The organism is Comamonas sp. F1-6 (assembly GCF_039581415.1).
GTDB classification, from domain to species: Bacteria; Pseudomonadota; Gammaproteobacteria; order Burkholderiales; family Burkholderiaceae_C; genus Comamonas; species Comamonas thiooxydans.
In genome coordinates, this window is sequence record NZ_JBCPWN010000007.1 from 48,608 (window position 1) to 72,056 (window position 23,449).

The window sequence follows — 23,449 nt, forward strand, 5'->3', positions numbered from 1 at the left end:
GCTTTTTATAGCTAATTACATAGTGAACATATTGTTTTCAAGCTGAAATTAATAGTAATTCTATGAATATAAAGCGTAAGCAGCTTCAAAATTGGAAGCGATAGCCGAGGCTGCGCTCAGCCCACCGAAGGCCTTTTGTTGCGATACATGTCCTGGTCGGCCACCTTGAGCAGGCTTTGTGCATCCTGGGCATCCCTGGGATACAGGGCCTGTCCCACGGATGCGCCCACGGTCACGGCTTCGCCCTCGGGAATGCCTTGCAGCGTGCCCAGCGGCTGCTGCAGCGCATGCTCTATCTTCAGGCGCACGGCCTGTACCTGCTCCTCGTCGCTGACGCCGCGCAGGATGAGGATGAACTCGTCACCGCCCAGACGCGCCACGACGTCATCGGGGCGCAGCAGATTGCGCAGGCGCAGGCTGATCTCGGCCAGTGCCAGATCGCCGTTGTCATGGCCCCAGCGGTCATTGAGCGGCTTGAAGCGGTCCAGGTCCACAAACAGCAGGGCAAACGGGGTGGCCATGCTCTGGCCGGGCAGGGGGCGGGTGAGTGTGGTCAGAATATGCTGCAGTGCGCTGCGGTTGCTGGCCCCGGTCAGTGCATCGGTAAACAGGCTGTGGCGCATGCGGTGGAAATTGTGGGCCAGCTCGCCAATTTCATCGCGGCGCTGTACTTCGATCGGCGTGTCGATTTCGCCCAGGCCCACGCGGCGCACGGCGCGGGTCAGCGAGCGCATATCGTTGGCCACGGCGCCGAAGATGCGGGTGCCGATGACGACGGCCACGACCAGGGCCAGCAGGCCCAGGCTGCCCACCAGGGCCATATGGCGGTAGACGCCGGTCAGCATGTCCTTGTGCGGCACGGCCACCACGGCCATCCAGTCCTGACCGGCTCCATTGCTCAGGCGCCGGTAGGCAATGCGAATATGGTTGTGCCTGTCATCTTCGAGCAGGGCCGTGTCGGGGCCGTCGCTGGACAGCGAGGCTTGGAAGGCGCCCTGGATTTTGTCGTACACCGCCTGAATCAGCGGGTCCTGGCTGTTGGCGGCGCTCATGCGCTCCAGCTTGCCGTCTTCGCGCCGGTGGATGTTGGGCATGCCGGTGGCGGCGATCAGGGAGCCGTCGGCCTCGATGATGAAGGCGCGGCCATGTTCGCTCAGATGCAGCTGGTTGACGAATTCATTGAGCGCGCGCAGCGAAATATCAGTGGCAACCACACCCTCGAGGCTGCCCTTGCTGGAGAGAATGCGGCGCGCGCGCGTGAGCACCAGGTCCTTGGCGCTGAAGTCGATATAGGCAGGCGTCCAGATCACATCGGCCGACTCCGCCGCAAGCTTGAACCAGGGGCGCTGGCGCGGCTCGAACAGATTGGTTTCGGTGGATTCGTAGATCGGCTCGGCATGCATGCTGGCGACCTTGAAGTAGCTGCGGTGCTCGCCGGACCGAGTCTTGAGGCGTAACTGGCCCAGTTCTGGAGCCACTCGCTTGAGAGCAATGCCCTGGCCCGCGATATTGGCGTAATACACATAGTCATTGGGCCGGGTATGCAGCGAGGTCGCCACCCACAGCCGGGAGATCAGGTCGGGAATATGTTCGCGGATATCGGCAGCTACGGGCTGGCCACTGGGAAACGCAGCCTCCAGCACGGCGCTGGATGGGTGCAGGTGACGATCCACGATCAGCGCGATACGCTCGGCTTTCTCTTCCATCACCTGTTCGGACAAGGCGGACACCGTGTTGCTGCCCGTCCAGTACCAGAGCATGCCCAGGGCCGATGTCAGCAGCGCAATCAGTGCAACAAAAGGCAGGATCAGCGAGAGCTTGAGCGATTTGGAAGCGCGGATGGGCTGTGGGGATGGAGTCACTAGGCGATTGCCGGAAAGATGATGAAGGTCATGCAAAGTGTCTCACGCATCATTTGCCTAGCTCCTTTCGCATCATTAACATTTGTTACATTCTTTAGGCCAACCCAGGAAGGCGCACAGCTCCTCACTTCGGGCCAGTGCGTCTTTGCGGCCCAGTGCTATCAGTTCACGGGTATAGCCTTGCTCAAACAGCAGGTAGCTGGCCAGCGCACCGTCACGCATGGGGTTGCCCGTGCCTGAGCGCACGCCCAGCGTGGCCAGCAAGGTGCGCACCGGCAGCGGCAGCTTGTCGATGTGGCGCGTGGCAATATCGTCGATGCGCTCGCTGGGGGTGATGGCGAGTACCTCGATAGGGCGCAGCCGGCTGTGAATGCGCTCGGCCGGAGAAATCAGGCTCAGCGTGTGATTGATGCGTTCGGCACGCTCTATGTCCACAGCCAGCGTGTCCAGAAAAATGCTGGACAGCGCGTGCCCGGCCACCTGGGCCAGTGTGGGATAGCTGGCATCGACCTGCGGCTGACTGCTCACAGGCTCGTGGCGTCTGCCCGCGCCGACGACCAGCAGTTTGCTGGCGCCCAGATGAATCGCTGGTGCCAGGGGCGCAGTCTGACGCATGGAGCCGTCGCCGAAATGCTCGAGATGTCCGTCCATGGGCAGCGGCATGGCTGGAAATATGAAGGGCAGGGCCGACGAGGCCAGCAGGTGATCGGCGGTCAGCAGGGTCTGCACGGCCTTGCGCTGGTCGCGCACCCAGGGGCTCAAAGCCTCGCGAGTCTGAAAGAAAGTGATGTGCTGACCGCTGCTGTAACTGGATGCGGTAATGGCCAGGGCGTGCAGATGACCGCTGTCGATGAGCTGTGGGATGCGCTCGAAAGGCATGAGGCCGCTGTTCATCAGGGTTTTGAGCGGAGCATTGTCCAGCAGCGAGCGCGGGCGCATGCGGCTCCAGCGGGCCAGCGCCCAGCCCAGCGACAACAGCGTCAGCCAGCGTGCGCCGCTGCGCAGCACGCTGAGAGAGTCGGCCTTGTAGATTTGCTCGGTATGCATATGGCCCCAGACATGCAGCATGCGCCGCACTGCGCTGTCAAAGGCATCGGCATGGCAAGCCAGGGCTGCGACATTGATGGCGCCTGCCGATGTGCCAGCAAGCACTGGAAAGGGATTGGGGCCATGCTGTAGACCGCGAGCGCGGCGCAGCTCGGCGATGGCGGCCAGCACGCCGACCTGGTAGGCAGCCCGGGCGCCGCCGCCGCTGAGCAACAGGCCGGTCTGCCCGATGCTGGAGCTAGGGCCTATGGAGCTCTGCCGCTCTGCTTCGGCAAGACTGGGTGGGAGGGTGGGAGAGAACTGCACTGCCGCCATGGCTGCAGTGTGCCCGGATTGGGCCGCGGGCGGTAGGTGGGCCGGGCCATCGAACGGGCCGGCGGCCCTGGTGACAGTCTGCTGCGGCCGTCAGCTCTTTTTCTGGTTCTTGGCAATCAGCGTGGCGATGGACTTGGCATCCAGCACCACCAATTGATTCTGCGCGGCCCAGCTGGCGGCATTTTCGCCCAGAGGCTGCAGAGCCACGTAAACGCAGAGATCGGCTTTCAGCTTGTGTTGTGCGGCCTGCAGCTCGCGCAGCGGCTCCACGCCATGGGCGGCGGCTTTCCAGCGGCGCGCGCCGACCACGCTGGTCTGACCGTTGCGTGTCAGCAGCAGATCGGCACCGGCCTGGTTCAGGCGCTGAACCTCATAGCCTTCGGCTTGCCAGGCTGTCTGCAACTGTGCGCTGAAGTCGGCCCAGGACTGCTCGGCGATCACCTGCTGAATCTGCTCCAGCCTGGCCGGGCTGGGGGCCCGCAGCTGCTTGTAGCAGGCAATGCAGCCGACGACGAAGAACGGGAAGGCTCCCAGAGCGGCAAAAGGCGAAATGTCTTTGGGGAACACCGCCAGCGACACCAGCACCACCGCAGCGCAGATCGCAAAGCTGATCCACCAGCGTGAGCGCATCAGGACTGCAAACAGGGAATTTTCGGCCATCTTCAATTTCACGGGCTGTCTCTCAAATCTTGGGCAAAGGGCTGCATTGTCTCCTGTGCACAGGGGTTGGACAGCTTCGCTAGACTATCCCTCATTGAAGAAACCTCTGGAAAACTAAATCCAATGGCTGTTACAGAACAAGCGCTTCTGAGCGCGCTGGCCACCGTGCTTGATCCGCACACTGGCAAGGACTTTGTGAGCACGCGCGCCCTGCGCAATCTGCAGATTGCCGGTGACGATGTCTCGTTCGATGTGGAGATGGGCTATCCGGCCCAGAGCCTGCAGCCTGCCCTGCGCAGCCAGTTCATCGCTGCGGCCAGGACTGTGGCGGGCGTGGGCAATATCTCGGTCAACATCACCACCAAGGTGGCCTCGCATGCCGTGCAGCGTGGCGTGCAGTTGCTGCCCGGCGTGAAGAACATCATCGCCATCTCGTCCGGCAAGGGCGGCGTGGGCAAGAGCACGACCACGGCCAATCTGGCGCTGGCGCTGGCCGCCGAAGGTGCCCGCGTGGGCATTCTGGATGCCGACATCTACGGCCCCAGCCAGCCCATGATGATGGGTGTTTCGGGCAAGCCCGAAAGCCATGACGGCAAGACCATGGAGCCGCTGGAGAACCATGGCGTGCAGGTCATGTCCATCGGTCTGCTGGTCAACAACGACCAGGCCATGATCTGGCGCGGTCCCATGGCCACCCAGGCGCTGGAGCAGATGCTGCGCCAGACCAACTGGAAGGATCTGGACTATCTGCTGGTCGATATGCCGCCCGGAACCGGCGACATCCAGCTGACGCTGTCCCAGCGCGTGCCCATGACGGGTGCCGTGGTGGTGACCACGCCCCAGGACATCGCCCTGATCGATGCCAAGAAGGGCATTCAGATGTTCGAGAAGGTCGGCGTGCCGATTCTCGGCCTGGTCGAAAACATGGCTGCCCATGTCTGCACCAACTGTGGCCATGTCGAACATATCTTTGGCGCAGACGGCGGCAAGAAGATGGCAGGAGAACAGAACATCGACTATCTGGGGGCGCTTCCCCTGTCGCTGCAGATCCGCCTGCAGGCCGACAGCGGCAAGCCCACGGTGGTGGCCGAGCCCGAGAGTGAAGCCGCACAGGTCTACAAAAAGGTGGCGCGCGATCTGGCCGTGAAGGTGGCTCTCAAGGCCAAGGACTTCTCCAGCAAGTTCCCCACGATCACGGTGAGCAGCAATACCTGATGAACCTTCTGACCTCCATGCGTTATCTGGTGGCGCTCAACGAGCACCGCCATTTCGCAAGGGCGGCGCAGGCCTGCCATATCACGCAGCCTGCACTGTCCAATGCGCTCAAGGCGCTGGAGGACGAGTTCGGTGCCGTCATCGTCAGGCGCGGCCGCGTGTTTGGCGGGTTGACTCCCGAGGGCGAGCAGGTGCTGGCCACGGCACTGTCCATGCTCAGGGCCGAGGAGGCGCTGAGACAGGATCTGAGCGCCGCAGCCGGCCAGCTCAAGGGTCTGCTGCGCATGGCTGCCGTGCCTACGGCCATCCCCATGCTGACGCGCTTTGCAGCGCTGCTGCGGGTCCAGCACCCGGGCATCACGCCCATGGTGCTCTCCATGAGCTCGCTTGAGATAGAAACCGGACTCGAAGATCTCTCGCTAGATCTGGCCCTGGGCTACAGCGAAAGGCTGGAGTCGGGCCGCCGCACGGCACGCAGCGCCCGCATCACCATGTGGCCGCAGTATCAGGAGCATTATTTCCTGCTCAGTCCTGCGGCTGGGGAGCAGAGCCAGAAACCTGTGAAATGGGCTCAGGCGGCCAGGCTGCCGCTATGTCTTTTGACGCCGGACATGCATAACCGGCTGATTGTGGACCAGAGCTTTGTGGCAGCCGGCTGCGAGGTCAGTGCGGCCATGGAGACCAATTCCGTGCTGAGCCTGATGCTGGCCGTGACCGAAGGCGGTCTGCACAGCGTGCTGCCTGGTGCGCTGGTGGCGACGCTGCCCGAGTCGGCCCGGATCTCGGTGCGTCCTCTGATTGCGCCCAAGGTGCAGACGGCCATTGCTTTCCTGACCCCTTCGCAGGAGCAGGCGACCCGCGCGCAGCAGGCCGCGCTGGCGCTCATGCAGTCCCAGGCCTGGCGCCAGCAATGTGCCAGCTTTGCCGGGGCCGTGCGCTGATTTGCAATTTGAATCGCGTCATCAATTCAAAGAATTTGACCTGAGATACGGCCGGGGCTGAAATACGGCATGAGACAAAGGGCGCTGGTGCGCCCTCATAACAAGGTCGCCCCATGCCCCATCACCCTATTGAGCAGCCGCAGGAGTCTGCGCAACTGCTCAGCCTCGAACAGCAGGACGCCCTGACGCACTGTCTGGCCCGCTTTGGCCAGGAACCCGGTGGCCTGCTGCCGCTGCTGCACTCCCTGCAAGATGCGCTGGGCTTCATCCCGCGCGCCGCCGTGCCCGCCATTGCCGAGGCCCTGAATCTTTCGCGTGCCGAGGTCCATGGTGTTGTCAGCTATTACCCGCATTTGCGCGAGCAGCCGCATGGCAGGACGCTGATCCAGATCTGCCGGGCCGAAGCCTGCAAGTCGCGTGGTGGCGATGCACTGTTCGCCCATGCGCAAGAGACACTGGGCTGCCAGGCCCATGGCACGAGCGCCGATGGCAGCGTGACGCTGGAGCCTGTCTACTGCCTGGGGCTGTGCGCCCAGTCGCCGGCCGTGATGGTCGACGAGAGTGAAGTCCATGCGCGGATGACTGCGGATCGGCTCGATGCCCTGCTGGAGGAAATACAGCAAAAGCGACTTGAAACTAAGGCAGATGAAGCGCAAGCAGCTATCGAAAATGAAGCTGTTGCTGCCACGCGCATCTATGTGCCGCGCGATGCCGCGGCCCTGGCCGTGGGCGCGGATGCGGTGGCCCAGGCGCTGCAGCGCGAGTGCGCGGCGCGAGGCCTGGCGGTGGAGCTGGTACGCAACGGCTCGCGTGGCTTGCTGTGGCTGGAGACCCTGGTCGAGATTGAGACTGCACAGGGCCGCGTGGCCTACGGCCCGGTTCAGGCGGCTGACGTGCCGGGTCTGCTGGACGCCGGCATGCTGCAGGGCCAGTCCCATGCGCTATGCCATGGGCTGACCGAACAGATGCCTTATCTGGCACGGCAGGAGCGACTGACTTTTGCGCGCGTGGGCATCGTCGATCCGCTGAGCCTGCGGGACTACGAGGCCCATGGCGGCTGGCAAGGCCTCAGGGCCGCTGCAGCCATGGCGCCCGAAGCCATCGTCCAGCAGGTGCTGGACTCCGGCCTGCGCGGTCGCGGCGGGGCGGCATTTCCGGCAGGGATCAAATGGAAGACCGTTGCGGCTGCAGAGAATGTGGGAGCAGGGCCGCAGAAATACATTGCCTGCAATGCCGACGAAGGCGATTCGGGCACGTTCGCCGACCGTCTGCTGATGGAGGGCGACCCGTTCTGCCTGATTGAAGGCATGGCGATCGCTGGTCTGGCCGTGGGTGCGACTCAGGGCTATATCTATGTGCGCAGCGAATATCCGCACTCGATTGTGATGCTGAACGAGGCGATTGCACGTGCCAGTGCGGCGGGCTGGCTGGGCGCCAATGTGGCCGGCAGCGGCAAGGCGTTCTACCTGCAGGTGCGCAAGGGAGCGGGCAGCTATGTCTGCGGCGAAGAGACCGCCATGCTGGAGAGCATCGAAGGCAAGCGCGGCATTGTGCGCGCCAAGCCGCCGCTGCCCGCAATCGAAGGCCTGTTCGGCAAGCCCACGGTCATCAACAATGTGATCACGCTGGCGACCGTACCCATCATCCTTGCCAGGGGCGCGGCCTTCTATCAGGGCTATGGCATGGGGCGCTCGCGCGGCACGCTGCCTTTTCAGCTCGCGGGCAATATCGCGCATGGCGGACTGGTGGAAAAAGCCTTCGGCCTCACGCTGCGCGAGCTGGTGCAGGACTTTGGCGGCGGCACGGCCAGCGGTCGACCCGTCAAGGCCATTCAAGTCGGCGGCCCGCTGGGCAGCTATGTGGCGCCCGAGAACTGGGATGATCCGCTGGACTACGAAGCCTATGCCGCCAAGGGTAATGTGGTCGGCCATGGCGGTCTGGTCGTGCATGACGACAGCGCCGATATGGCGCAGTTGGCGCGCTATGCCATGGAGTTCTGCGCCATCGAGTCCTGCGGCAAGTGCACGCCCTGCCGCATCGGCTCCACGCGGGGAGTGGAGGTGATAGACCGCATCACGCGTCAAGGCGGTGCAGAGCATGCGGCCAATGTGGCGCTGCTCGAGAGCCTGTGTGACACCATGCAGCATGGCAGCCTGTGCGCCATGGGCGGCATGACCCCCTATCCGGTGCGCTCTGCGCTACAGCACTACCCGCAGGACTTCGGTATCGAGCCCGTGCAGACCGTGAACCCCGCCTGAGGAGAGAGCCATGCTGGAACATCTGAAGAACACCGATTGCGGAACGCCTGCCATCTTGTCCGAGGAACTGGTCACGTTGCATATCGACGGCCGCGAGGTCACCGTGCCCAAGGGCACATCGCTGATGCGCGCCGCTGTCGATGGCGGCATCAAGGTGCCCAAGCTCTGTGCCACGGATTCGCTGGAGCCCTTTGGTTCCTGCCGGCTGTGTCTGGTGCAGATCGAGGGGCGCAAGGGCTTTCCTGCGTCCTGCACCACGCCTGCCGAAGCGGGCATGAGGGTGCGCACCCAGAGTCCGCCGCTGCAGGAGTTGCGCAAGGGCGTGATGGAACTCTATATCTCCGACCACCCGCTCGATTGCCTGACCTGCTCGTCCAACGGCGACTGCGAGCTGCAGGACATGGCCGGAGTGGTCGGCCTGCGCGAGGTGCGCTATGGCATGGATGGAGCCAACCACTTCAAGGGCGAGGCCAAGGCTGAGGTCGATACCTCCAACCCGTATTTCAACTACGACCCCAGCAAGTGCATTGTCTGCAATCGCTGCGTGCGCGCCTGCGAGGAAACGCAGGGCACGTTTGCGCTGACGATCAGCGGACGCGGTTTCGAGTCTCGCATCACGGCAGGTCAGGGCGACGGCTTCATGGCCAGCGACTGTGTGAGCTGCGGCGCCTGCGTGCAGGCCTGTCCCACGGCCACGCTGCAGGAAAAGACCGTGGTCGAGCTGGGGCAGAGCGAGCACAGCGAGATCACGACTTGCGCCTACTGCGGCGTGGGCTGCGGCTTCAAGGCCGAGATGAAGGGCGAGCAGGTGGTGCGCATGGTGCCCTGGAAGGACGGCAAGGCCAATGAAGGCCATGCCTGCGTCAAGGGGCGTTTTGCCTGGGGCTATGCCACGCACAAGGACCGTATCACTCAACCCATGATCCGCGCGAAGATCACCGATCCCTGGCGCGAAGTGAGCTGGGAGGAGGCCATTGCCCACGCGGCCAGCGAGTTCCGCCGCATCCAGGCCAAGCATGGCAGGGACTCGATTGGCGGCATCACCTCGTCGCGCTGCACCAATGAGGAAACCTATCTGGTGCAAAAGCTGATCCGCGCGGCCTTCGGCAACAACAATGTCGATACCTGTGCGCGCGTCTGTCATTCGCCCACGGGTTATGGCCTGGGTCAGACCTATGGCACGTCGGCAGGCACGCAGACCTTCAAGTCGGTCGAGCACTCCGATGTGATCATGGTGATAGGCGCCAATCCCACGGCGGCGCATCCGGTATTCGGCTCGCGCATGAAAAAGCGGCTGCGTGGCGACGCCCGGCATGGCGATGCCCGGCGTGCCGGCGCCGGCCTGATCGTGATCGACCCTCGCGAGATCGAGCTCGTCAACTCGCCCCATGTCAAGGCCGACTACCACCTGCAGCTGAGGCCCGGCACCAATGTGGCCATGATCACGGCGCTGGCCCATGTGATCGTCACCGAGGGCTGGCTGGCCGATGCCTATATTGACGAGCGCTGCGATGCCAAGTCCTTTGCGCAATGGAAGGAGTTCGTTGCCAGGCCGGAGAACTCGCCCGAGGCAACTGCCCAAATCACCGGCGTGGCTCCCGAGCTGGTGCGCGGCGCGGCGCGGCTGTATGCATTGGGCAGTGCGGATCATCCGCAGGGAAGGCAGGTCAACTCCGCCATCTATTACGGCCTGGGCGTGACCGAGCATGCCCAGGGCTCGACCATGGTCATGGGCATTGCCAATCTGGCCATGGCCACGGGCAATGTGGGGCGCGAAGGCGTGGGCGTGAATCCCTTGCGCGGCCAGAACAATGTCCAGGGCTCCTGCGACATGGGCAGCTTTCCGCATGAGCTGCCGGGCTATCGCCATATTTCGGACAGCATCACCAGAGCCGAGTTTGAAGGCGCCTGGGGCGTGAAGCTCAGTCCCGAGCCGGGTTTGCGCATTCCCAATATGTTCGAGGCTGCGCTGGAAGGCAGCTTCATGGGCCTGTACTGCGAGGGCGAGGACATCGTGCAGTCCGACCCGAACACCCAGCATGTGACGGCAGCGCTGTCGGCCATGGAGTGCGTGGTGGTGCAGGACATCTTCCTCAACGAAACCGCCAAGTACGCCCACGTGTTCCTGCCCGGATCGTCCTTCATGGAGAAGGACGGCACGTTCACCAATGCCGAGCGTCGCATCTCGCGCGTGACCCAGCTCATGCAGCCGCTGGCCGGCTATGCCGACTGGGAGGTGACGCAACTGCTGTCCAACGCGCTGGGCTATCCCATGAACTACGCCCATCCGCGCGAGATCATGGCCGAGATCGCGGCACTGACCCCGACTTTCGCGGGCGTGAGCTACGAGAAGATAGAGCGCCTGGGCAGCGTGCAGTGGCCCTGCAACGAGGGCACCGAAGAGGCGGGCACGGCCATCATGCACCAGGATAGATTCGTGCGTGGCAAGGGCCGCTTCATCATCACCCAGTACGTGGCCACCGATGAAAAGGTCACGCAGCGCTTTCCGCTGCTGCTGACCACGGGGCGCATTCTCTCGCAGTACAACGTGGGCGCGCAGACGCGGCGCACGGCCAACAACCAGTGGCATGGCGAGGACAGGCTCGAGATTCATCCGCATGACGCACAGGACCGTGGCATACGCGATGGCGACTGGGTGGGCATTGAAAGCCGCGCCGGCCAGACGGTTTTGCGCGCCACGGTGACAGAGCGCATACAGCCCGGCGTGGTCTACACCACCTTCCATTTCCCCGAGTCGGGCGCGAATGTGATCACCACCGACAGTTCGGACTGGGCCACCAACTGCCCCGAGTACAAGGTGACGGCCGTGCAGGTATTGCCCGTGGCGCAGCCTTCAAGCTGGCAGCAGGGCTACAGGCGTTTCAACGACCAGCAGCTCGGTCATTTGGCCGCAGCCCAGCTGGAGATGGGAAGTCAGTGATGGATGTGAACAACCTGATCCGCATGGCCAATCGCATAGCCGAGTTCTTCGAGGCCATGCCAGAGCATGACGAGGCGCTCGACGGTGTGGCCCAGCATATCCAGAAGTTCTGGGAGCCGCGCATGAGGCTTCGCATTCTGGCGGCTTTGAATGAGCCTTCGGAGGCTGCGCAGCTGCGGCCTCTGGTGCGCGATGCCTTGCACAAGCATGCCGCGCTGCTGAGGCCTGTGCAGGCATAGCACAGTGCGCCAGACGGTAGCGGCATGCATCCATCCGGAATGTGTTGCGGGTATATTGGGTCTTTAGATCCCTGATCTGAGCCGCTGCCCGCGATCGAATGGCCGCGGCTTTTTTTGTTGGCCATCTTCATGACTTCCGAATCCGTCAAGAGCTCTTTGATGAGCGCACACCTGCGTCTTCTGGGCATGGCCCTGATGTGGGGCGCTTCCTGGCCGGCAGGCCGCATTCTGGCGCTCAATATGCCGCCTCTGGCGGCATCGGCGCTGCGCTTTTTGCTGGCTGCGACCCTGTTGCTGCCCTGGCTGTATTTCTCGGGCGGGCTGGGTGCTCTCAGGCACTGGTCTGTCAAGACCTGGCTGGGCATGTTTGCCGCAGGCGCGACCGGGGTGTTCGGCTACGCCAGCTTTTTCCTCACGGGTCTGCAGTATCTGCCTGCGGGCAAGGCTGCGCTGCTCATCACGCTCAATCCGGTGGTCACGCTGGCGTTTGCGGTGTGGCTTTTCAAGGAGCGCATCAACGCCACCATTGCGCTGGGCATGTTGCTGGCGGCCTGCGGCGCCATGGTGGTCATCTCGCATGGCGACCCCATGCAATTGCTCAACGGAACGGTAGGGGTGGGCGAGATGCTGATTCTGGGCTGCGTGGCCTGCTGGGTTTGCTACACGCTGATTGGCCGTGCCATGCTGGCAGGCGTGGATGCGCTGGCTGCGACCACCGTGACTTCCATTTTTGGCGCCTTGCTGCTTCTGGCCGCCAGCCTGGTGCTGGAAGGCCCGCAGGGGCTGGTTTCGGCATTTCAGGCCAGCGGCACTGCCTGGACTGCCATGCTCTTCATGGCCTATGGCTCCACGGCCCTGGCTTATGCATGGTACTTCGCGGGCGTCAAATCGCTGGGCGCAGGTGCGGCCTCGGGCTATATCACGCTGGTGCCGGTGATCGGCGTGCTGCTTTCTGCCCTGCTGCTGGGCGAGAGCATTGAAGGCTCCATGGTGCTCGGCGGCGCCATGGCGGTGCTGGGTACAGCCGTGATGAACTGGGGGCGTCGCTCAACAGCCTGAGGTTGGATCTCATGTTTGATAGCATGAAGCGCTTGTAGAGAAAGAATTTCAAGCCAATTTGACTGATATGGGCCTAGCTTGTTCAGGGGGCGAAAGTCGCTGCTGCCTGCGGCTCAAGCCTGGTTGATCGTGCCTGCGTTCACGATCATCTGGGAGATCACCTCCAACTGATGTTCGGCCGCTGCATCGTCGATCTCGAACAGACGCATGACGGCCAGGCCTCGCAGCGCAGCAAACACCACAGATGCAAAGTGGCTGGGCTGAGGATGGCGCTCGGCGATTTCCGGGAAAACCTTCACGAAGTGTTCGAAGGAGGCGGGGTCATGCTGGGAGCGGTGCGCGTTGATGCGCTCGAATAGCGGTGTGCTCTTGCAGCCGAAAAACATGCTCCAGGTCGCCACATAGCTGGGTTGGGCATAGACGCTTTGCCAGGCCCTGCGCACGAATTCGCGAGCGCGCGGCTCCAGCGGCAACTGCGCGGCATCTTCGGGCCAGCCCGCGCCCGCAGCCGCCAGCGGCGCCATGATTTCATCGACCACCTGCTCCATCAGCGCCTGACGGCTGCCGAACTGGTGCTGCACCGCCCCCAGCGTGACTTTGGCGCCACGCGCAATTTCCTGCAGATTGGTCTGCTGAAACCCAACCTTCTGTAGCAGCCGTATGGCGGATTTGATGATCTTGCGCTGAGTGGTCTGACTGCGTTCTGCCTGGGTACGGCGGGGGGCGGTTTTGCTTCCTGTTTGATTCATGGGCTGCGTGTGTGATTCATAAGGCGTCGATGACGCACCACACCAGATGCTACACGCTCCGGCACTGACGGCTGGATGGGCCTGCTTGGGTAATTTCACCCTCGGGTAATCCATGATAAATAAAGATTAAACGTTTAATGTTTTATGTTTTAGACTCCGCCTCCATTGTTGTTCATCAGCGACCTTGGAGAGCGAGTCAGCTTCCGAGGGCTCTTATTGGAAACCGCCATGTCACGCTCTGTTTACCGCCTTCCCGCCGACGACCGCACCAATGGATGGAGCGCGCTGCTGGGAACTCGCCAGCCGAAGGCGCCGCTGCAGGGCGATGTGGCGGTGGACTGGGTCATCGTGGGCGCCGGCTATGCGGGGCTGGCGGCAGCACGCCAGCTGGCACAACAGCAACCTGATGCTTCCATCGCCGTGGTGGATGCGGGCGTGGTGGGGGAGAACGCCTCGGGCCGTAACTCGGGCTTCGCGATCGATTTGCCGCACAGCTCGGCGCCTTCCGATGCTGCGGTCGAGGCGGGCCGCCGCGTGATCCGCGTCAACCGCTTTGCCGTGGATGCACTGGAGCGGGCAGTGACTGAGCACAGCATCTCCTGTGGCTGGCAAAAGCGCGGCCGCTACCACGTGGCGGTGACGGAGGAGGTGGCGCAGAAGTCGCTCAAGCCCTATGCACGCAATCTGGATGCCTGGCAGGAGTCCCATGAATATCTGGATCGTGATGCGCTGCGCCAGCGCATAGGCACCGATTACTACGCGGCAGCGGTCTACACGCCGGGCACGCGCCTCATGAATCCCGCGGCGCTGGTGCGTGGTCTGGCCGACAGCTTGCCGTCCCAGGTACAGCTGTTCGAGAACTCGCCGGTCATCGAGGCGAAGCTCGAAGGCGCGGCTCCCTTTGTCCGCACGGCCCAGGGCAGCATCCGTGCGCGCAAGGCCATTCTGGCCGTCAATGCGTTCTCGCAGTCATTCGGCGTCTACCAGGAGCGCCAGGTACCGATTCTGCTGTTCGCCAGCCTCACCCACCCGCTCAGCGATGCCCAGATCGCTCAGCTGGGAACGGATGTCGCCTGGGGTGTGACGCCCGCGCATGGCGTGGCGGGTTCCACGGTACGGCTGACGCACGACCGGCGGCTGATGATCCGCCAGGGGTTCGAGTATTCACCCAGCCTGCGCACCACTGACGGGCGCCGCGCCAAGGCCAGGGCCATGAACCAGGCGCTGCTGCGCCGCCGCTTTCCACAACTCGGGGCCATCGAACTCGAGCATTTCTGGATGGGCTGGCTGGCGGTCTCGCACAACCATGCGCCCGCCTTTGGCCGGATTGGCGACAACGCCTGGGCAGCGTCCTGCTGCAACGGCTCGGGCATCGTGCGCCACACCGCTGCCGGCATGCTGATCGCCGACCTGGCGCTGGGCCGCAAGAACCCGCTGATAGACGACTTCCTCGTCGAGGGCACTGCCAACTACATCCCGCCGCGCCCGCTGCGCGACGTCGGCGTGGGACTCACGCTGGCATGGGATATGTGGAGTGGCCGGGCCGAGCAGTAAGCGCTTTTCGGATTCGCATAGGTAGATATAGATAACAGGAGACAAACCATGCATACCCCTTCCTCCAACGGGCATCTGGAGCGCAAGCTCAAGAACCGCCATATCCAGCTGATTGCGCTGGGCGGCACCATAGGCACCGGGCTGTTTCTGGGCTCGGCCGGCATCATCGAGCTGGCCGGCCCTGGCGTGCTGCTGGGCTATACCATCGGCGGCCTGCTGATCTTCTTCATCATGCGTTTCTTGGGCGAAATGCTGGTCGAGGAGCCTTCTGCCGGTTCGTTCAGCTATTTCGCCAACCGCTACGTGGGGCGCTTTGCCGGTTTCCTGTCGGGCTGGAACTGCGTGGCCCTCTATGTGCTGGTGGGCATGCTGGAGCTGACCGCCGTGGGCAAGTTCATCCAGTTCTGGTGGCCCGATATCCCGGTCTGGGTGACGGCCGCCGTTTGCTTTGTGCTTATCAACGGCGTGAACTTCATCAACGTCAAGGCCTATGGCGAGTTTGAGTTCTGGTTCGCGCTGATCAAGATCGTGGCCGTGGTGGCGATGATCGCTACGGGCATCTACCTGCTGTCCACCACGCACAACCCCACGCAGACGATCAGCAACCTGTGGACGCAAGGCGGTTTCCTGCCGAACGGCTTCAAGGGTCTGTTCATGGCCTTTGCCTTCATCATGTTCGCCTTCGGCGGCGTGGAAATGCTGGGCTTTGCCGCTGCAGAAACCGAAGAGCCGCGCAAGGTCATCCCCAAGGCGATCAACCAGCTCATGGTGCGCGTGCTGCTGTTCTATGTGGGCTCGATGGCCGTGCTGCTGTCGCTGACGCCCTGGACTGATCTGGTGGCCCAGCTCAAGGCCGGTGGCGGCACCTACAGCAGCAGTCCCTTTGTGCTGGTGTTCTCGGGCATGGGCGAGCACCTGGCCGCGCATATGCTGAATTTCGTGATCCTCACCGCTACGCTGTCGGTCTACAACAGCATGGTCTACAGCTCCAGCCGTCTGCTGTATGGCATGGCCCAGGAAGGCAACGCACCGAAGTCGCTGGCTGAAGTCAACAAACGCGGTGTGCCCGTGAAGGCCATCGTCTATCCCGGCATCGTCACTGCCTTCTGCGTGGTGCTGAACTATGTGGCGCCTGCCGGCGTGATCGAGCTGCTGATCTCGTTGATCACGGCGGCGTTGGTGATCATCTGGACCATCATCATCATTTCGCACCTGAACTACCGCAAGCTGCATGATGCCAAGGGCACGCCGCGCAGCTTCAAGGCGCCGCTGTTCCCGCTGACCAACTACATCTGTCTGGCGGCCATGGCGCTGGTGGTGGTCGTGATGCTGCTCACTCCCGGAGTACGTGCCTCTGCCTATGCCATTCCGGTGTGGGTGCTGGCGGTCTATGCCATGTACCGCATGGTGTTTCGCCAGCCCGTTCGGCTGGTGCAGACTGCGGTTTGATTGAATGAGGGCTTGCGCAGACCTTGGCGCCAGCCTGTTGTAACCACCTGAACCTTGAGAGCACTTCGATGAACTCCATTGCAACCTTTTATCCCGCGCCCGGCGGCATGCCCTTCTCTTCCGCAGTCCGCGCAGGCGGCCTTCTGATGCTGTCGGGGCAGATCCCCTTCGGCGAGGACAAGCGTCCGCTCACCGGCCCCATCGAAGAGCAGACACATGCCGTGCTCAAGGCCATCGCGGCGCGGCTGGAGGCGGTGGGCAGCTCGCTGGACGATGTGGTGAAGGCCAATATCTGGCTCAGCGACCTGGCTCATTTCGATGCCTTCAACAAGGTCTATGCAAGCTATTTCAAGGAAGGCCGTTACCCGGTGCGCAGCCTGGTGCAGGCCCAGCTGGTTTTTGGCGTTGGCGTTGAGATCGAAGTCCAGGCGCTGGATAAAACCGCCTGATCGCGCCATCATCAACTTCATTTTTTTCAGGAAACCTCCTCATGACCGATTTGTTCGAAAACCCCATGGGCCTGTGCGGCTTTGAGTTCGTCGAGTTCGCCTCGCCTGCAGACGGCGTGCTGGAGCCGCTGTTCGAGAAGCTGGGCTTCACGCTGGTGGCCAAGCATCGTTCCAAGGACGTGGTGCTGTATCGCCAGGGTGGCATCAATTTCATCATCAACCGCGAGCCCAGGAGTCAGGCGGCCTATTTCACAGCCGAGCACGGTCCCAGTGCCTGCGGCCTGGCTTTCCGTGTCAAGGATGCGCACAAGGCCTACAAGCGCGCGCTGGAGCTGGGCGCCCAGCCCGTGGACATTCCCACCGGCCCCATGGAGCTGCGCCTGCCCGCCATCAAGGGCATCGGTGGTGCGCCGCTGTACCTGATCGATCGCTACGAAGATGGCAAGTCCATCTACGACATCGACTTCGAGTTTCTGCCCGGTGTGGACCGCAATCCCAAGGGCCACGGTTTCCAGGTCGTCGATCACCTCACGCACAACGTCTACCGCGGCCGCATGGCCTACTGGGCCGACTTCTACAACAAGCTGTTCAACTTCCAGGAAATCCGCTACTTCGACATCCAGGGCGAGTACACGGGCCTGACCTCCAAGGCCATGACTGCGCCTGACGGCCTGATCCGCATTCCTCTGAACGAGGAAGCCAAGCAGGGCGGTGGCCAGATCGAGGAATTCCTGATGAAGTTCAATGGCGAGGGCATACAGCACATCGCGCTGCTGTGCGAAGACCTGCCCACGGCCATCGACAGCCTGCAGATGGCTGGCATTCCGCTGCTGACTGCGCCCAACGACATCTATTACGAGAACCTCGCCAAGCGCCTTCCCGGCCACGGCCAGCCCGTGGGCGAGTTGCAGTCGCGTGGCATCTTGCTGGATGGCACCACCGAAGGCGGCCAGCCACGCCTGCTGTTGCAGATTTTCTCCGAGCCGCTGTTGGGACCCGTGTTCTTCGAGTTCATCGAGCGCAAGGGCAACTACCGCGAAGGCTTTGGCGAGGGCAATTTCAAGGCGCTGTTCGAGTCCATGGAACGCGACCAGATCAACCGCGGCGTGCTCGAAACCGCCAAGGAGTGAGCACCATGAAGATCGATCGCTTCCGTGCGGTGGACGACAGCGGCTGGCGTATTGGCGTCGCGATCGGCAACTAGGGGCTGGATCTGTGCACCGCCGGCCTCATCGACCATGCGGACATGTATCGACTGATGCGGGCCACGCGGCAAGAGCGCCAGGCCCTGCGCCAAGCGCTTTCCGAAGGCTTGCATTTTCCGGGCGCTACGGTGCCGGGTGTCTGCGGCCGTCATGAACTGGCGGTGGGTGCGCCGTAGCCTGAGCGCTTCAGCGGCTTGCTCAAAGCGGGTCGTAGCGCGCGTGCCTGGGGTTGAACCAGCGCAGTTCCTGCTTGCCCAGGCTTTGCAGATGCTCCCGCGCCTGTTGGACAAGAGGCATTTTCAGATCCTTGGGCTGCAGCGGGCGTGACTTGCCGGCTTCTTCCAGTCGCAGCACGCTGGCTTGCTCCCAGGTATCGCTATAGCTGCGCACCACAAGACTCAGGCCGCCCAGCGTAAAGCGGTAGATGTCGTACTCGTAGTAGTACTCGTAAAAGCCTTCGGCATCAGCTTCGCTGGCGTCGATATGGTGGCTGAACTCCACCCGCATGATGTCCGTGTTCATGCCTCAGGTGCAATCGGTGTGCAGCCGGTGCATGCCGCACTTCACGCAGCGAAACAGGTAGCCGCCCACCGGATCACCGGTCTTGCTGATGGCCTGCAGATAGCGCTCCGGCATGTTGGCTATATCGGCTTGCAACTCGGCCTGCAGGGTCTGGATTTCGGCGTAATCGGTATAGCCAAGAAAGGCACAGGGCTGGTTGCAATGCACCAGCCACTGCTCCTGCTGCCAGCTGTGATAGCTGGGCGTGCGTTCGCAGACTTCCAGCAGCAGCACGTGATCCATGACGATGCTGTCAGGTTCGTCGGGATCGGCGCTCACGCCTTCAATGCCCAGGTAGTCGTTGAATTCGCCCTCATAGTGCTTGGCCGCGCTGCCGTCGGCAATACACCAGGGGCAGAGATAGTCCGGCTCTTCACGGCTGTAAAACGAGCTGTTGTACTTGAGCTCACGCGCTTGGCCACAGCAGGAGCAGGTACCGCTTTCAGCCACAAACAGATCCAGTGCATAGGCATTGGGGCTGAGTCGGAATTTCGGCAAATCCATGGAGAGCTCCATTCAGGTCTGGCGATTCTGGACGATGTTTTGCAGCAGATTTCGGCAGGCATCTTCCACCAGATCGAGCACATGCTCGAAGCCGCTGTCGCCGCCATAGTAGGGATCGGGCACTTCGCGCTCGTCAAAGCGCTGGCAGTAGTCGGTCAGCCGCTTCATGCGCTGCTGCTGGGTGGGCGTGGCGATGCGGCGCGCAGCGATTTCGTTGGCACTGTCCATCACCAGCACCAGATCGAAAGCGTCGAAATCCTGCTTCGTCAGCTGCCGCGCACGCTGCCCGCTGAGGTCATAGCCCCGGCGGCGTGCATGTTGCTGGCTGCGGGCATCGGGAGCCTCGCCAACGTGATAGCCGTGTGTGCCGGCGGAGTCCACTTGCACCAGATGCTGAAGACCCGCATCCGCCACCATTTTTTCCAGCACGCCGTGGGCAGTGGGACTGCGGCAGATGTTTCCGGTACAAACCATGAGTACGCGAATAGGCGTGTCTATGCGGGTTTCAGAAGATTGTTCCTTATTTGTCACCTAATTTGCTCCCTAAGGTGGGTTGTTGATAATTACCTTTAAGAGACCTTGACTCGGATGGGTTCTACGCCGCGTGGATCAGCATAAATCGCGGCCGTTTTTTCTGTGGTGTGGCCCAGCAATGCCTTGGTATCTACGTTGCCTTGCGCCATGTAGGTGCGCTTGGACAGCGAGCGAATTTCGTGGAAAGTCGGTGCATCATCCTCTGTAATACCTGCGAGCTCTCTGGCTTCCTTGAAGGCCTTTGAGATGCGGTTCACATGCACAGCGCTGCCAGCTTTTACATCGGCACGATAGGTGCGGCGATGGTGCACCACATACCGGCTCACGACGGTTGACCGGCAAGCAGCCAGCGCCTCCGATAGCGTCATTCCCATTTCGTCCATCCGAAGGCGTAGCGGAATTTCGACCCACACGCCCGTTTTTGCGCGATGAATGGTCAGGGCTTCTGAGCCCACTGCTTTGCGTTCCAGGCCTGCAAGGGTGTCGCGGTCCATTCCTGATAGAAGGGCTACCAGCATCGCGCCAGGCAGCCAGTCAGCTACTTGAGGCGCTGCCGCGAGAATCCTCTTGAATTGGTCCAGTGTGAGGCGCTGGCGAATCGTTTTCGCTTTGGGTTTTTTGGTTGGTTCTACGGGATTGAAGTCCAGCCACCCCAATTGCTGCCCGCGATTGCAAACGGCCATCAGTCTTGACCGCAGCGCTTGGGCACTGCGATGCTTTCCAGCTGCCATCTCGTCTTCAACGACTTTGGCGCAGTGCGCGACGGTCAGGCCCATGCAGGCTATCTTTCCTAGGGCTTCGTTGATCTTTTTATCAAGTGAGCGGTTGCTTTTTGCCGTGTTGTATTTCTCGCTAACAGGCATTTGCTTGAGTAGTTCGGCAATGGTGTTGTCTTTGCCTGAGATTCGCTCCAAAAGGGTTGGGCTGCCCGAGGCCAAATAGTCTAGTGCTTCAAGCACCTGGCGCTTGGCCTGAGCTAGCGGGATGCGCCCGATGGCCAGCTCCTTCCCGCTTTCTGGATTGCGCCAAGTGAAATAGCCAGGGCGTGGTTCGCGGAGGCCCGTAGGCCAGTCCCTGCGGACTCTCTCTCTTGGGCGTGCTGCCATGTCAGTGACCCTTTCTGATGCGTGTTAGCAAGGATGGTTTGCGGCTGGGATCTACGGGCCGCGCATCTTCGGGCACAAAGTAAGACTTGCCGACCTTCACGGGTGCGGGCTCAATACGGCCCTCTCGTGCCATTCTTCGCAGCGTCCAGAGGCTGGGAGGTGGGTCAAACCTCACGGCTGCCCAGGCCAGTAGTGTGATCTGCTTGCTCATTTTCATTTCATCCATAAAAAAGCCCCGCGAAAGCGGGGCTTGGTGTTCGTGGGGTGGGGTGACTATTCAGTCCACTTTGTGCCTGGTGGCAGCTCAAGCTTTTTGATGATGACTACATCGTCTTCACCCGAGATCTCGCCCAGCACCGGGATGCGGCGCAGAGTGGGTTTTTTGAGCTGAGCCAATTCCTCGATAACGTCGGCGGCTTTGACGGCCGTGGCATCACCCATTCGGAGGTCTGCAACCAGTTGCTCAAGTTCAGCGCGTTCCATGATCAATCCTTTCAGTTGAGGTAATCATAGTGCGCGGAGGGTGATGGGCTTGAAGTCGATCACTCAGACCCATGGGTTTGCAGCCCAGCTCGGGGTGTCTGGGTGAGTGTCGAGTCAGTGTCTTTCACTGCGGTGCTGGCAAACATGATTCCGGCCCGAGCCTTTTCGAATTGCAACAAGCATTCCAAGTGATCGCCAAGCGTCTGCTGAGTCGCTTCGGAAAGTTGTATGCCAATCATCAGCGGCCGTAGGTGAGTGGTAGTTTCATTGATGGCCTGGCGCAGCTCCGCATTACTCATTGCATAGTCGAGTCCAGGATCAAGATCGACAATCACCGACTCGGTGCCGCGCTCTGCGTTATTTTTTCGCTCTGCTGTGTCTAGTCTCAGTGCGTCTTTTAATTGCACTTTGAAGGCCGCGAGGTATTCAGTGATCTTGGTCGTGGTGAATGCCTGCGGGTTGACCTTCGCTACTTCCAGCATGACATTGATTTTGGCTAGTACGCTAGCCGCGACGATTCGCAAGTTTTCGCTCATGTTGACTCTCCTTGTTCTGTTGTTTGAGTTGCCGGTGTTTCAATGTCATGCAGTGGCACGGTTTGCCCTGCCAGCTCATGTGTTGAATCGCTCAAAAACTGCGCGCAGCCGTCATTGATCCATGAGTGGCAAATCCAGCCCTTCCAGCTATCGGTTTTGACGCTGGGGCGCAGAGTCGGTGTTTCAGTGCTGCCGTTCCATGTCCAGCAGCCGGTGCCTTCGCGCCTGCCTGCTTGGATGACTGGAAGAGTCAGTTTCCCCGTGGGGCCGGGGATGTTGAGAGTGACATGGGTGGCTTCATCGACCGTGCAGGGTTCGTAGCCTTGACCGTAGATAAACCGTACCGGCAGCGCTTTCATGTCTCACCTCCTTGCGCTGCTTGGGTGGCGCGCTGATCGTCTTCCTCTTGCAGGGCGATTTCTTCAAGCTGCTCTTTGGTGAAGTCGTCAGCGGTCAGCACATACGGCTTTGCGTCGGTGACCTGATAGAAGCGGGGCGAAGGGCATTCAGCAAGCCATTGCTCCAGCAGGACTTGCAACTTCGCTTTGTGCTCGGGCGTGACCTCTGGGTAGCCCTCTGCGTATTCGCCGCCGAAGTCATGGGCGCGCTCACCAATGTCCTCAATCACGCGATCGGCATCAGTGAGGCTCTCCATGCTTGGCAGCATCGCTGTGCCGCGCCAGACCTTGTAGCCTGGGCGCATTTCGTCGCCGCGGCTATCAAGCAAGTCGCCCAAGCTGTTAAACGTGAATTCTTCGCCGTCCGTGGACCAGCATTCTTTGGTGGTGCTCATTAATCTTCTCCCTTTGCTGCCGCGATAGCGGCGCGGTCGATGCTTATCCAGTTGGTGTAAAAGCCTTTGCCCCATGTGACCGTGTAAAGCACGCACAGAGCAAAGATTCCCCATTGCTGGGTTTCCCAGGCTGCATAGAACCAGAATGGCTGGCCGACGAGTCCGAAGACAGAGGCCCAGCGGCGGCGCGCGGCCATGGTCGATTGAGACAGCGCCACTGCTGTGACGCCAAACAGTGCGATGAATAGCTGGGCGATCACAGGAGCGCTCCCTGCACTTCTGCATCGCGGCGGTTGTAGCCATGGCGATAGCCGCGCTGATAGTCAGACTCTGCATCCTGTGCGTCTGCCTGTTCCAGGGGTGCGATGCCTTCGCAGCGCGCCGACAGGAATGCGCAGAAGTTCGCAACGTCCACGGGGTCGCCCTTTTCAACGTGGCCGCGCAGCAGTTCGGACAGGCGCTCACGGGTGCAGTCGGTATCCCATCCGCCGTAGCCCTTGTCCCGCTGCTTGGCGAGCTTGGCTTTCATGAGCGTGGCCAGGTCGTCCACTGCGGCATCGTCGGGGTGCTGTGTGGGCTTTGCTGCATGCGCAGTGGCTGCGGAACCTGCTACAGCAGCACTCACGCGGCTGGCAAGAGTGGTGGGCCAGGACTCAGCGGGTAGGCGCCCTGCATTCCATTCGGCACGCATGTGCTGGTCTATTTCAGCAATGAGCTGCTGCAGTCCGGTGTCTGGCTCCTGAATCTGGTGCAGGCAGTGTGAGGTTGTTCTGCGGTTCCATTGCTCAGCCAGCAGATAGGTGGGGTCGTCACCGCATGCGAATCGCAGGCTTGTGCTGGCGCCACATCCAGGGCACTCTATGAAATAGCCCCCGCTGTTGTCCTTTGGGTTCTCGTTTTTGATGGATATGTCTGCGTTGCTGCAGAACGGGCAGGGCAGTAGCTTGGTGGTGCTGCTCATGATGATGACCTCTCCCAAAATGAGAAAA

General features: G+C 61.7%; 24 protein-coding genes. 10 read left to right on the top strand and 14 right to left on the bottom strand.

Annotation, left to right across the window (positions count from 1 at the left end):
* Positions 1–116 precede the first annotated feature (116 nt).
* The 3 genes from AAIL66_RS09385 to AAIL66_RS09395 form a co-directional block, all read right to left on the bottom strand.
* Complete coding sequence (locus tag AAIL66_RS09385; protein ID WP_343496551.1) at positions 117–1,862, bottom strand: diguanylate cyclase; 1,746 nt, start codon at positions 1,860–1,862, stop codon at positions 117–119.
* A 75-nt stretch (positions 1,863–1,937) separates the two neighbouring features.
* Positions 1,938–3,224, bottom strand: a complete 1,287-nt coding sequence (locus AAIL66_RS09390) for a patatin-like phospholipase family protein (RefSeq protein WP_343496552.1) — start codon at positions 3,222–3,224, stop codon at positions 1,938–1,940.
* Positions 3,225–3,314: 90 nt separating this feature from the next.
* Positions 3,315–3,884 carry a restriction endonuclease gene (locus AAIL66_RS09395; protein WP_003065830.1) on the bottom strand — a complete coding sequence of 190 codons (570 nt, stop codon included), beginning with the start codon at positions 3,882–3,884 and terminating at the stop codon, positions 3,315–3,317.
* A gap of 123 nt (positions 3,885–4,007) precedes the next feature.
* On the opposite strand from AAIL66_RS09395, the gene apbC reads away from it, so the two are divergent.
* From apbC to AAIL66_RS09425, 6 genes are all read left to right on the top strand, one after another.
* Positions 4,008–5,099, top strand: a complete 1,092-nt coding sequence (gene apbC, locus AAIL66_RS09400) for an iron-sulfur cluster carrier protein ApbC (RefSeq protein WP_343496553.1) — start codon at positions 4,008–4,010, stop codon at positions 5,097–5,099.
* Positions 5,099–6,040 (top strand): LysR family transcriptional regulator, encoded by a 942-nt coding sequence (locus AAIL66_RS09405; protein WP_343496554.1) that lies wholly within the window; start codon positions 5,099–5,101, stop codon positions 6,038–6,040. The genes apbC and AAIL66_RS09405 overlap by 1 nt, the downstream gene beginning before the upstream one ends.
* Positions 6,041–6,153: 113 nt before the next feature.
* Positions 6,154–8,298 carry a formate dehydrogenase subunit gamma gene (locus AAIL66_RS09410; RefSeq protein ID WP_343496555.1) on the top strand — a complete coding sequence of 715 codons (2,145 nt, stop codon included), beginning with the start codon at positions 6,154–6,156 and terminating at the stop codon, positions 8,296–8,298.
* Positions 8,299–8,308: 10 nt separating this feature from the next.
* Positions 8,309–11,239, top strand: a complete 2,931-nt coding sequence (fdhF, locus tag AAIL66_RS09415) for a formate dehydrogenase subunit alpha (RefSeq protein ID WP_343496556.1) — start codon at positions 8,309–8,311, stop codon at positions 11,237–11,239.
* A complete protein-coding gene (locus tag AAIL66_RS09420) occupies positions 11,239–11,478 on the top strand; it encodes a formate dehydrogenase subunit delta (RefSeq protein ID WP_034377791.1) in 240 nt (79 codons plus the stop codon). The genes fdhF and AAIL66_RS09420 overlap by 1 nt, the downstream gene beginning before the upstream one ends.
* A gap of 129 nt (positions 11,479–11,607) precedes the next feature.
* The gene (locus AAIL66_RS09425; RefSeq protein WP_207384562.1) at positions 11,608–12,537 is read left to right on the top strand and encodes a DMT family transporter; all 930 of its coding nucleotides are present in this window, start codon (positions 11,608–11,610) and stop codon (positions 12,535–12,537) included.
* 113 nt (positions 12,538–12,650) lie between these two features.
* Here the strand turns inward: AAIL66_RS09425 and AAIL66_RS09430 are convergent, their stop codons facing one another.
* Positions 12,651–13,286 carry a TetR/AcrR family transcriptional regulator gene (locus tag AAIL66_RS09430; RefSeq protein ID WP_034355669.1) on the bottom strand — a complete coding sequence of 212 codons (636 nt, stop codon included), beginning with the start codon at positions 13,284–13,286 and terminating at the stop codon, positions 12,651–12,653.
* 228 nt (positions 13,287–13,514) lie between these two features.
* On the opposite strand from AAIL66_RS09430, the gene AAIL66_RS09435 reads away from it, so the two are divergent.
* From AAIL66_RS09435 to hppD, 4 genes are all read left to right on the top strand, one after another.
* The gene (locus tag AAIL66_RS09435; RefSeq protein WP_343496557.1) at positions 13,515–14,840 is read left to right on the top strand and encodes an FAD-binding oxidoreductase; all 1,326 of its coding nucleotides are present in this window, start codon (positions 13,515–13,517) and stop codon (positions 14,838–14,840) included.
* A 48-nt stretch (positions 14,841–14,888) separates the two neighbouring features.
* The gene (locus AAIL66_RS09440; RefSeq protein ID WP_034355664.1) at positions 14,889–16,289 is read left to right on the top strand and encodes an amino acid permease; all 1,401 of its coding nucleotides are present in this window, start codon (positions 14,889–14,891) and stop codon (positions 16,287–16,289) included.
* 68 nt (positions 16,290–16,357) lie between these two features.
* Positions 16,358–16,738, top strand: a complete 381-nt coding sequence (locus AAIL66_RS09445) for a RidA family protein (protein WP_343496558.1) — start codon at positions 16,358–16,360, stop codon at positions 16,736–16,738.
* Positions 16,739–16,779: 41 nt separating this feature from the next.
* Complete coding sequence (gene hppD / locus AAIL66_RS09450) at positions 16,780–17,868, top strand: 4-hydroxyphenylpyruvate dioxygenase (protein ID WP_003065874.1); 1,089 nt, start codon at positions 16,780–16,782, stop codon at positions 17,866–17,868.
* Positions 17,869–18,141: 273 nt separating this feature from the next.
* Here hppD and AAIL66_RS09455 read toward each other — a convergent pair whose 3' ends face one another.
* From AAIL66_RS09455 to AAIL66_RS09500, 10 genes are all read right to left on the bottom strand, one after another.
* Positions 18,142–18,465, bottom strand: a complete 324-nt coding sequence (locus tag AAIL66_RS09455) for a hypothetical protein (RefSeq protein WP_052052998.1) — start codon at positions 18,463–18,465, stop codon at positions 18,142–18,144.
* A gap of 3 nt (positions 18,466–18,468) precedes the next feature.
* Entirely contained in the window at positions 18,469–19,008 is a 540-nt protein-coding gene (locus AAIL66_RS09460) for a CbrC family protein (protein WP_343496559.1), read from the bottom strand.
* 12 nt (positions 19,009–19,020) lie between these two features.
* Positions 19,021–19,482, bottom strand: coding sequence for a low molecular weight protein-tyrosine-phosphatase (locus AAIL66_RS09465; protein ID WP_034405186.1), 462 nt, complete (start codon positions 19,480–19,482; stop codon positions 19,021–19,023).
* 95 nt (positions 19,483–19,577) lie between these two features.
* Complete coding sequence (locus AAIL66_RS09470) at positions 19,578–20,501, bottom strand: tyrosine-type recombinase/integrase (RefSeq protein WP_343496560.1); 924 nt, start codon at positions 20,499–20,501, stop codon at positions 19,578–19,580.
* 420 nt (positions 20,502–20,921) lie between these two features.
* Entirely contained in the window at positions 20,922–21,131 is a 210-nt protein-coding gene (locus AAIL66_RS09475) for a hypothetical protein (RefSeq protein ID WP_343496561.1), read from the bottom strand.
* 59 nt (positions 21,132–21,190) lie between these two features.
* Entirely contained in the window at positions 21,191–21,667 is a 477-nt protein-coding gene (locus tag AAIL66_RS09480) for a hypothetical protein (RefSeq protein WP_343496562.1), read from the bottom strand.
* On the bottom strand, positions 21,664–22,026 hold the full coding sequence (locus AAIL66_RS09485; RefSeq protein WP_343496563.1) for a DUF6527 family protein: 363 nt from the start codon (positions 22,024–22,026) through the stop codon (positions 21,664–21,666). Before AAIL66_RS09485 ends, AAIL66_RS09480 begins: the two co-directional genes overlap by 4 nt.
* On the bottom strand, positions 22,023–22,460 hold the full coding sequence (locus tag AAIL66_RS09490; RefSeq protein ID WP_343496564.1) for a hypothetical protein: 438 nt from the start codon (positions 22,458–22,460) through the stop codon (positions 22,023–22,025). Before AAIL66_RS09490 ends, AAIL66_RS09485 begins: the two co-directional genes overlap by 4 nt.
* Positions 22,460–22,720, bottom strand: a complete 261-nt coding sequence (locus AAIL66_RS09495) for a hypothetical protein (RefSeq protein WP_343496565.1) — start codon at positions 22,718–22,720, stop codon at positions 22,460–22,462. Before AAIL66_RS09495 ends, AAIL66_RS09490 begins: the two co-directional genes overlap by 1 nt.
* Entirely contained in the window at positions 22,717–23,421 is a 705-nt protein-coding gene (locus AAIL66_RS09500; protein ID WP_343496566.1) for a Lar family restriction alleviation protein, read from the bottom strand. The genes AAIL66_RS09495 and AAIL66_RS09500 overlap by 4 nt, the downstream gene beginning before the upstream one ends.
* Between the last annotated feature and the right edge of the window lie 28 nt (positions 23,422–23,449).

Coding starts and splice junctions, on each gene's coding strand:
- apbC (WP_343496553.1), top strand. CDS start 4,008: ATGGCTGTTACAGAACAAGCGCTTCTGAGCGCGCTGGCCACCGTGCTT.
- AAIL66_RS09430 (WP_034355669.1), bottom strand. CDS start 13,286: ATGAATCAAACAGGAAGCAAAACCGCCCCCCGCCGTACCCAGGCAGAA.
- AAIL66_RS09435 (WP_343496557.1), top strand. CDS start 13,515: ATGTCACGCTCTGTTTACCGCCTTCCCGCCGACGACCGCACCAATGGA.
- AAIL66_RS09475 (WP_343496561.1), bottom strand. CDS start 21,131: ATGGAACGCGCTGAACTTGAGCAACTGGTTGCAGACCTCCGAATGGGT.
- AAIL66_RS09485 (WP_343496563.1), bottom strand. CDS start 22,026: ATGAAAGCGCTGCCGGTACGGTTTATCTACGGTCAAGGCTACGAACCC.
- hppD (WP_003065874.1), top strand. CDS start 16,780: ATGACCGATTTGTTCGAAAACCCCATGGGCCTGTGCGGCTTTGAGTTC.
- AAIL66_RS09440 (WP_034355664.1), top strand. CDS start 14,889: ATGCATACCCCTTCCTCCAACGGGCATCTGGAGCGCAAGCTCAAGAAC.
- AAIL66_RS09405 (WP_343496554.1), top strand. CDS start 5,099: ATGAACCTTCTGACCTCCATGCGTTATCTGGTGGCGCTCAACGAGCAC.
- AAIL66_RS09460 (WP_343496559.1), bottom strand. CDS start 19,008: ATGGATTTGCCGAAATTCCGACTCAGCCCCAATGCCTATGCACTGGAT.
- AAIL66_RS09500 (WP_343496566.1), bottom strand. CDS start 23,421: ATGAGCAGCACCACCAAGCTACTGCCCTGCCCGTTCTGCAGCAACGCA.
- AAIL66_RS09455 (WP_052052998.1), bottom strand. CDS start 18,465: ATGAACACGGACATCATGCGGGTGGAGTTCAGCCACCATATCGACGCC.
- AAIL66_RS09410 (WP_343496555.1), top strand. CDS start 6,154: ATGCCCCATCACCCTATTGAGCAGCCGCAGGAGTCTGCGCAACTGCTC.
- AAIL66_RS09420 (WP_034377791.1), top strand. CDS start 11,239: ATGGATGTGAACAACCTGATCCGCATGGCCAATCGCATAGCCGAGTTC.
- AAIL66_RS09445 (WP_343496558.1), top strand. CDS start 16,358: ATGAACTCCATTGCAACCTTTTATCCCGCGCCCGGCGGCATGCCCTTC.
- fdhF (WP_343496556.1), top strand. CDS start 8,309: ATGCTGGAACATCTGAAGAACACCGATTGCGGAACGCCTGCCATCTTG.
- AAIL66_RS09480 (WP_343496562.1), bottom strand. CDS start 21,667: ATGAGCGAAAACTTGCGAATCGTCGCGGCTAGCGTACTAGCCAAAATC.
- AAIL66_RS09490 (WP_343496564.1), bottom strand. CDS start 22,460: ATGAGCACCACCAAAGAATGCTGGTCCACGGACGGCGAAGAATTCACG.
- AAIL66_RS09390 (WP_343496552.1), bottom strand. CDS start 3,224: ATGGCGGCAGTGCAGTTCTCTCCCACCCTCCCACCCAGTCTTGCCGAA.
- AAIL66_RS09425 (WP_207384562.1), top strand. CDS start 11,608: ATGACTTCCGAATCCGTCAAGAGCTCTTTGATGAGCGCACACCTGCGT.
- AAIL66_RS09395 (WP_003065830.1), bottom strand. CDS start 3,884: ATGGCCGAAAATTCCCTGTTTGCAGTCCTGATGCGCTCACGCTGGTGG.
- AAIL66_RS09465 (WP_034405186.1), bottom strand. CDS start 19,482: ATGGTTTGTACCGGAAACATCTGCCGCAGTCCCACTGCCCACGGCGTG.